General features: G+C 72.5%; 8 protein-coding genes. 7 read left to right on the top strand and 1 reads right to left on the bottom strand.

What is annotated here, in order from left to right:
* The first annotated feature begins 192 nt into the window (after positions 1–192).
* The 3 genes from deoC to ACTIDRAF_RS0208395 are packed head-to-tail and all read left to right on the top strand — an operon-like array spanning position 193 to position 3,536.
* Complete coding sequence (deoC, locus tag ACTIDRAF_RS0208405; protein WP_016698291.1) at positions 193–1,185, top strand: deoxyribose-phosphate aldolase; 993 nt, start codon at positions 193–195, stop codon at positions 1,183–1,185.
* 46 nt (positions 1,186–1,231) lie between these two features.
* Positions 1,232–2,671: an aldehyde dehydrogenase family protein gene (locus ACTIDRAF_RS0208400; protein ID WP_016698290.1), complete on the top strand. Its 1,440-nt coding sequence runs from the start codon at positions 1,232–1,234 to the stop codon at positions 2,669–2,671.
* A complete protein-coding gene (locus ACTIDRAF_RS0208395; RefSeq protein WP_016698289.1) occupies positions 2,664–3,536 on the top strand; it encodes an aldehyde dehydrogenase family protein in 873 nt (290 codons plus the stop codon). The genes ACTIDRAF_RS0208400 and ACTIDRAF_RS0208395 overlap by 8 nt, the downstream gene beginning before the upstream one ends.
* 139 nt (positions 3,537–3,675) lie before the next feature.
* Here ACTIDRAF_RS0208395 and ACTIDRAF_RS0208390 read toward each other — a convergent pair whose 3' ends face one another.
* Complete coding sequence (locus tag ACTIDRAF_RS0208390; RefSeq protein ID WP_016698288.1) at positions 3,676–4,113, bottom strand: VOC family protein; 438 nt, start codon at positions 4,111–4,113, stop codon at positions 3,676–3,678.
* A 266-nt stretch (positions 4,114–4,379) separates the two neighbouring features.
* On the opposite strand from ACTIDRAF_RS0208390, the gene ACTIDRAF_RS0208385 reads away from it, so the two are divergent.
* The 4 genes from ACTIDRAF_RS0208385 to ACTIDRAF_RS0208370 are packed head-to-tail and all read left to right on the top strand — an operon-like array spanning position 4,380 to position 7,059.
* Positions 4,380–5,033, top strand: coding sequence for a hypothetical protein (locus tag ACTIDRAF_RS0208385; RefSeq protein WP_016698287.1), 654 nt, complete (start codon positions 4,380–4,382; stop codon positions 5,031–5,033).
* Entirely contained in the window at positions 5,030–5,395 is a 366-nt protein-coding gene (locus tag ACTIDRAF_RS0208380; RefSeq protein WP_016698286.1) for a transcriptional regulator, read from the top strand. The genes ACTIDRAF_RS0208385 and ACTIDRAF_RS0208380 overlap by 4 nt, the downstream gene beginning before the upstream one ends.
* Positions 5,396–6,316, top strand: a complete 921-nt coding sequence (locus ACTIDRAF_RS0208375; RefSeq protein WP_016698285.1) for an ABC transporter ATP-binding protein — start codon at positions 5,396–5,398, stop codon at positions 6,314–6,316.
* The gene (locus tag ACTIDRAF_RS0208370) at positions 6,316–7,059 is read left to right on the top strand and encodes an ABC transporter permease (RefSeq protein ID WP_016698284.1); all 744 of its coding nucleotides are present in this window, start codon (positions 6,316–6,318) and stop codon (positions 7,057–7,059) included. Before ACTIDRAF_RS0208375 ends, ACTIDRAF_RS0208370 begins: the two co-directional genes overlap by 1 nt.
* Positions 7,060–7,161: the final 102 nt, after the last annotated feature.

The following is a 7,161-nucleotide window of genomic DNA, read 5'->3' as shown; positions in this document are numbered from 1 at the left end:
CGGTACCCGCCGGCTCGTCGGGCCCCGGCAGCCAGCCGGGGCCCGGCGCGCCCCGGCTCCACCCCGGCTCGCGGCCGGGCGGGTCGTGACCGCCACGCGGCGGTCGCCCTGCCGCCTCCCCCTCCTCGGCCCGCGGGCGGTGGCCGTCGCGAGCGTGGCGGAACGGTCCACGGCGGCGCCTAGACTTCGGGCATGCCATCCGGGTCGACCACGACAGCCCAGGCCACCGACGCGGTCAGCAGCGGGCCACCCCCCGAACTGATCGAGGCGAGCCGCGACGAGACCTCGCTCCGCCGTTTCCTGCACGCACTGCCCGGCATCGACCAGGTGGGGTTGGAGCAGCGAGCGGCGGCGCTGGCCACCCGCAGCGTCAAGAAGGACGCCAAGAGGTGGGCCATCGACACCGCCATCTCCATGGTCGACCTCACGACCCTGGAGGGTGCGGACACCCCGGGGAAGGTGCGGGCGTTGACGGCGAAGGCACGTCGTCCCGACCCGGAGTACCCGGACGTGCCCTCGGTGGGGGCGGTCTGCGTCTACCCCGACCTGGCCGAGGTGGCGGTCCGCGACCTGGAGGGCACCGGGGTCGGGGTGGCCGCGGTCGCCACGGCCTTCCCGTCCGGCCGGTCGAACCGGCAGGTCAAACTGGCCGACACGACCATGGCGGTGGAGGCGGGAGCCACCGAGATCGACATGGTCATCGATCGGGGCGCCTTCCTCACCGGTCGGTACGGCCGCGTCTTCGAGGAGATCCAGGCCGTGAAGGCGGCCTGCGGCGGCGCCCACCTGAAGGTGATCCTGGAGACGGGCGAGCTGGCCACCTACGACAACGTGCGGCGGGCCAGCTGGCTGGCGCTCCTGGCGGGCGCCGACTTCATCAAGACCTCGACGGGGAAGGTCTCGCCGGCCGCGACCCTGCCGGTCACCCACGTGATGCTCCAGGCGGTCCGTGACTGGCACGCCCTGACCGGCGAACACCGGGGCGTGAAGCCGGCGGGCGGCATCCGGAACACCAAGGACGCCATCCGCTACCTCGTCGCCGTCCGGGAGGTCGCCGGCCCGGCCTGGCTGGCTCCCCGCCTGTTCCGCTTCGGGGCGTCCAGCCTGCTCAACGACCTGCTGATGCAGCGTCGGCGGCTGCTGACCGGCCACTACAGCGGCGCCGACTACGTCTCGGTCGACTGAGGAGTCCTCGCCGCCCCTCCCAACCACCTACCGCTGGAGCACTGGAATGTCCGAGACTCCCTTCGAGTACGCCCCGGCTCCCGAGTCCGCCGATATCGCCAACCTGCGACCGGCGTACCAGATGTTCGTCGACGGGAAGTTCGTCGACGGCGCCGGGGAGCCCATGAAAACCGTCAACCCGGCCACCGAGGAGGTCCTCGCCGAGGTCAGCACGGCGGCCGCCTCCGACGTGGACCGCGCGGTGCGCGCCGCTCGCCGTGCCTACGACCGCGTCTGGAGCCGGATGCCCGGCGCGGAACGCGCCAAGTACCTCTTCCGCATCGCCCGGCTGGTCCAGGAGCGGTCCCGGGAGCTGGCGGTGCTGGAGACCCTGGACAACGGCAAGCCGATCCGGGAGTCCCGGGACGCCGACCTGCCGACGGTCGCCGCGCACTTCTTCCACCACGCCGGATGGGCGGACAAGCTCGACTACGCGGGGTACGGGCCCGATCCCCAGCCGTTGGGGGTGGCGGCCCAGGTCATCCCGTGGAACTTCCCGCTGCTCATGCTGGCGTGGAAGATCGCACCCGCGTTGGCCTGCGGCAACACGGTCGTGCTCAAACCCGCGGAGACCACGCCGCTGACCGCGCTCGTCTTCGCCGAGATCTGCCAGCAGGCCGAACTGCCGCCCGGCGTGGTCAACATCGTGACGGGTGCGGGCGAGGTCGGGGCCGAACTGGTCGCCCACGACGGCGTCGACAAGGTCGCCTTCACCGGGTCCACCGAGGTGGGCAAGCAGATCCAGCGCGCCCTGGCGGGCACCGGTCGCCGGCTCGGCCTGGAGCTGGGCGGCAAGGCCGCGAACATCGTCTTCGACGACGCCCCGTTGGACCAGGCGGTCGAGGGCGTGGTGAACGGGATCTTCTTCAACCAGGGGCACGTCTGCTGCGCCGGGTCCCGGCTGCTCGTGCAGGAGTCGGTGGCCGAGGAGCTGGTGTCCCGCCTGCGGGACCGGATCGGCACCCTGCGGATCGGTGACCCGCTGGACAAGAACACCGACGTCGGAGCCATCAACTCGCGGGCCCAGCTGGACCGGATCACCGAGTTGGCGGACTCCGGCGACGCCGAGGGCGCGAGCCGGTGGACCAGCCCGTGCCCCGTCCCCGAGCGCGGCTACTTCTTCGCGCCGACGGTCTTCTCCGACGTCCAGCAGTCGATGCGGATCGCGCGGGAGGAGATCTTCGGGCCGGTGCTGTCGGTGCTGACCTTCCGCACGCCCGAGGAGGCGATCGCGAAGGCCAACAACACGCCCTACGGCCTGTCGGCGGGGATCTGGACTGAGAAGGGCTCCCGCATCCTGTGGGCGGCGTCCCGGGTCCGCGCCGGAGTCGTCTGGGCCAACACCTTCAACCGCTTCGACCCCACCGCGCCGTTCGGTGGATACCAGGAATCGGGTTTCGGCCGTGAGGGCGGTCGCGCAGGACTGGAGGCCTACCTCAATGTCTGATCGTCTCGCGGTCGCGAAGACCTACAAGCTCTACATCGGCGGGAAGTTCCCCCGCTCGGAGTCGGGTCGGGTCTACCGGGTGAACGACGCCAAGGGCGGTTTCCTCGCGAACGCCCCGCAGGGCTCCCGCAAGGACCTGCGGGAGGCGGTCACCGCCGCGCGGAAGGCCTTCCCCGGCTGGTCCGGTGCGACCGCCTACAACCGGGGGCAGGTCCTGTACCGGATCGCGGAGATGCTGGAAGGCCGGCGGGAGCAGTTCGTCGCCGAGGTCACCTCCGCCGAGGGTGTACCGGGCAAGCGGGCGCAGGCCCTGGTGGACCAGGCCATCGACCGCTGGGTCTGGTACGCGGGGTGGACGGACAAGCTGGCGACGGTCCTCGGAGCGGCCAATCCGGTGGCCGGCCCCTACTTCTCCTTCACCGTCCCGGAGCCCACCGGCGTGGTCGGCGTTCTGGCGCCGCAGGACTCGTCGTTGCTGGGTCTGGTGAGCACGGTGGCCCCGGTGATCGCGGCCGGGAACACGGCGGTGGTGGTGGCGAGCCGGGAGCGGCCGCTGCCGGCGATCTCACTGTCCGAGGTGCTGGGCACGTCGGACCTTCCCGGCGGGGTCGTCAACCTGGTCACCGGCAACGCCGTCGAGCTGGCGCCGTGGCTCGCGGCGCACGCGGACGTCAACGCGGTGGACCTGGTGGGGGCCCCGGAGATCCTGGGCGCCGAACTCGAACGGGCCGCCGCCGGCACGGTCAAGCGGGTGTTCGGGGCCGGGCGGGCGGGGCAGGAGCCCGACTGGACCCGTCCCCCCGGCATGGAGCGGCTGCGCGCGTTCCTGGAGCACAAGACCGTCTGGCACCCCCAGGGGGTGTGATGGCGTCCGCCGGGTGCTCCCCCAGCACCCGGCGGGTTCGCCCCGCTCCCCGTCCCACCGGCGGACCGTTCGCCGGGTCGGCCACGCCCTGCCGACCGGGTCCGGGAGGAGCGAGCGCGGGCGACGAACGCGTGCCAGGTCAGGTCAGGCAGAGTTCGTTGCCCTCCGGGTCGGCGATCGTCACCCAGCGGTGGTGGGGGCCCTGGCGGCCGTGGTGGAGCAGTCGCGCGCCGGAGTCGAGCAACCGCCGCAGTTCGCCGTCGATCCGGTCCTGTCCGACCCGCATGTCCAGGTGCGCGCGGTTCTTGACCGTCTTCGGTTCGGGGACGAGCTGGAAGAGGATGCGGCGCCGCTCACCGGTGGCCGACCCGGGACCGAGGATGGCCGCCCCCACCCGCCAGACCAGGGTCCCCCGATGGGTGGTGGTCTCCTCCTCGGTCGCGAACCCCTGCCGCACCATGTCGCGGATGAAGTCCTCGTCGCTCGGTTCCACGTCCCAGCCGAACGCCTCCGCCCACCAGTCCGCGAGTTCGTGCGGATTCGTCGAGTCGATGACCACCTGGAAGTCGTAAGCCATGCGCGGAGGGTAGGGTGCCGCCCCGACATCCGCCGGCCGGCGACGAGGGAGTGCCCGCGCCCGCCTCGTCGGCGGTCGTCCCGGTCGCGGCGCTGAGGTGACCCGCGCGCTCCCCGCTCCCGGATCGCCCCCCGTCGGGGTTCCTCCCGGCGCCGGGCCGTTCGGCCGGTGGCGGCATCGGTGACGTGCGCCTGGCTTGCCCCCCATCCTGACTTTGCGATACAAAGAGGAGGTGGAACTTTGTGTCGCAAAGTCAAGGGGTTGCCATGACTGACCGCTCCCAGGACGTGGTGTCCTCGGACCCGCCGTCCCCGGAGCTGCTCCTCGCGCTGGTCGAGGGTCAACAGCGCCGCACCGAGCACCTGACCACCCCCGACCCGAGGGTCATGTACGGCACCTGGGGTGTCGTCTGGTTCGCCGGTCACCTCCTGCTGTTCCTCGGCGGGCTGGCCGACCCGCTCCTCCCCCTGTCGGCCGCGCTGGCCGTCTTCTTCGGGATGCTCGTCGTCGGCAACGCGGTCGTCGGTGTCGAGCTGGTCCGCGCCTTCCACGGCCTGCGGGGCGATTCCCGCCGATTCGGGATCCTGTACGGGTTGACGTGGCCGATCGGCATGACGGCGGTCTCGTTGGTCGTCGTGGCAGCCGGGGCGCACGGCCTCCCGGACCCGCTCGCCGGGATGCTCTTCGCCACCCTGCCCGCCGTCCTCACCGGTGTCCTGCTCATGGCCGGCGCGGCCCTGTGGGACTCCCGGGTCGACTTCGGCCTCGGCTGCTGGTTCGCCGTCCTCGGGACGGCGAGCGCGTTCACCAGCCCACCCACCACCAACCTGCTGCTCTCCCTGCTGGGCGGCGGGGTGTTGCTCGTCGCGGCGCTCGTCGCCGCCCTCCGGCGGTCCGGTCGCCCGCGTGGGGAGGGGTGATCCCCACGCCCCCCGAACTCGACCCGGTCATCCACGCCCAGGCCAGGCTCCGGGTGATGGCCACGCTGTCCACCCTCGGCCCCGGCGACCAGATCACCTTCTCCCGCCTCCAGGAGCTCCTGGACATGACGCCGGGGAACCTGATCACCCATCTCCGCAAGCTCACGGCGGCCGGCTACGTCAACACGGAGAAACGCGGCGGGCGCACGTCCACCACCTTCGTCGAGATCACCCCGCGCGGCAGGAGTGCCTTCGACCACTACCTCGCCGCGCTGCACGACCTGCTCACCCCGAGCGGACACGTCGACCGGGTGTCCTCCCCGGCCCACGACGGGCGCGCTCCACACACGAAGGAACCATGAATGACGGGCTTACTCGCGCGGGCCGTCGGCGTCAGTCGGCGCTTCGGCGACACCCTGGCGCTCGACCGCGCCGACCTCGACATCCCCCAGGGGGGAATCGTCGGTCTCCTCGGCCCCAACGGGGCCGGCAAGAGCACCATGATCAGCCTGCTGACCGGGCTCCGGAGGCCGTCGGCGGGCCGGGTCGAACTGTTCGGGGGCGACCCGAGGAACCCCGCCAGCAGACGCCGCCTCGGAACGACACCCCAGCGCACCGGGCTCCCGGAGAACCTCCGGGTGGGTGAGGTCGTCGACTTCGTCGGCGCGCACTACGCCGATCCGGTGCCGACGGGCGAACTGCTGGACCGCTTCGGGCTGACCGCCCTGCGGCGCCGGCAGACCGGCGCCCTGTCCGGCGGGCAGCAGCGCCTGCTCACGGTCGCGCTCGCCGTGGTCGGCCGGCCCGACCTGGTCGTCCTGGACGAGCCGACGACCGGGCTGGACGTCGACGCCAGGCTCCAGTTGTGGGACGCGTTGCGGGACTACCACGCCACCGGCGGCACCCTCCTGCTCACCAGCCACTACCTGGAGGAGGTGGAGGCGCTCGCCGAGCGGGTCGTGGTGATCGCCGGCGGCCGCGTGCTGGTCGACGACACCCTCGACGCCGTCCGATCGCGGGTGCCCACCCGCCGCCTCCTGCTGCGCGCCGCGCACCTCCCCGCGCTCGACGGGGTCCTCGACCAGGCCGTCCTGCCCGACGGCCGGACCGAGCTGCTCACCAACGACAGCGACGCGCTGGTGCGGGAGCTGGTCCTCTCGGAGGCCGAGTTCACCGACCTGGAGGTGTCGGGCGCCTCCCTGGAGGAGGCTTTCCGGAGCCTGACCGGCCGCCGTGACGACGAGTCGCTCGTGCCCACCTCGACCACGACGGGAGCGGCCTGATGCGCATGCTTCTGCTCCACGCCCGGTACCAGTTGCTGGAGACCGCGCGCATCCCCATCGCGATGGTGGGGAACCTCGTCTTCCCCGCGTTGATCATGCTGTTCTTCGTCGTGCCGCAGAGCCAGGTGGGCGGGGACCCCGTCGCCGCGACGGCCGCGGCGGGGCAGTTGAGCCTGTTCGCCGTCATCAACGTCTGCCTGTACACCTTCGGCGCCGGCATCGCCGAGGACCGGGCGCAACCCTGGGACGCCTACGTGCGGACCCTGCCCGTGGGCGCCGGCCCCCGCTTCGGCGGTCGCCTGCTCACCGGGCTCTTCTTCTGCCTGCTCGGTCTGATCCCGGTGATCGTGGTCGCCGCGCTGTTCACCAGCGCCCAGGCCAGCCCGGCCCAGATCCTGGCCGGAGTGGCGGTCGTGCTCGGCTGCGGCGTGCCCTTCCTCCTGATGGGACTCGCCGTCGGGTACCACTTCAGCGTGAAGGCATCCCTGGTGGTGGTGCAGCTGCTGGTGTTCCCGATGGCGTTCGTCGGTGGTCTGTTCATGCCGCCGGAGATCTTCCCGTCGTGGCTGGACACCGCCTCCCACGCCGTGCCCACCCGCGCCGGGCGCGACCTCGTGGTCAACGCCCTCACCGGTGGCCCGGTGGACGGCACCGCCCTGCTGGTGCTGCTCGGGTGGACGGCCGTGCTGGCGGTGCTGGCGGTCGTCGCGTTCCGCCGGGACGAAGGGCGCCGCTTCCGCTGACGCGGTGCGGCCACCCCCACGCCGATGGCCTTCCGGGGCCGGGTCCACGGAGCACGTCCTGCGGGGCGGGGCGGGCACGGTCACCGGACGGCCCGGGCGGCG

The sequence above is a fragment of the Actinoalloteichus spitiensis RMV-1378 genome (genome assembly GCF_000239155.1).
Taxonomy (GTDB): Bacteria; Actinomycetota; Actinomycetes; order Mycobacteriales; family Pseudonocardiaceae; genus Actinoalloteichus_B; species Actinoalloteichus_B spitiensis.
This window is presented reverse-complemented; position numbering and strand designations above follow the sequence as displayed.

What these genes read in the sequence shown, in the direction of transcription:
- ACTIDRAF_RS0208400 (WP_016698290.1), top strand. Translation starts at nt 1,232, where the DNA reads ATGTCCGAGACTCCCTTCGAGTACGCCCCGGCTCCCGAGTCCGCCGAT.
- ACTIDRAF_RS0208395 (WP_016698289.1), top strand. Translation starts at nt 2,664, where the DNA reads ATGTCTGATCGTCTCGCGGTCGCGAAGACCTACAAGCTCTACATCGGC.
- ACTIDRAF_RS0208375 (WP_016698285.1), top strand. Translation starts at nt 5,396, where the DNA reads ATGACGGGCTTACTCGCGCGGGCCGTCGGCGTCAGTCGGCGCTTCGGC.
- ACTIDRAF_RS0208390 (WP_016698288.1), bottom strand. Translation starts at nt 4,113, where the DNA reads ATGGCTTACGACTTCCAGGTGGTCATCGACTCGACGAATCCGCACGAA.
- ACTIDRAF_RS0208370 (WP_016698284.1), top strand. Translation starts at nt 6,316, where the DNA reads ATGCGCATGCTTCTGCTCCACGCCCGGTACCAGTTGCTGGAGACCGCG.
- deoC (WP_016698291.1), top strand. Translation starts at nt 193, where the DNA reads ATGCCATCCGGGTCGACCACGACAGCCCAGGCCACCGACGCGGTCAGC.
- ACTIDRAF_RS0208385 (WP_016698287.1), top strand. Translation starts at nt 4,380, where the DNA reads ATGACTGACCGCTCCCAGGACGTGGTGTCCTCGGACCCGCCGTCCCCG.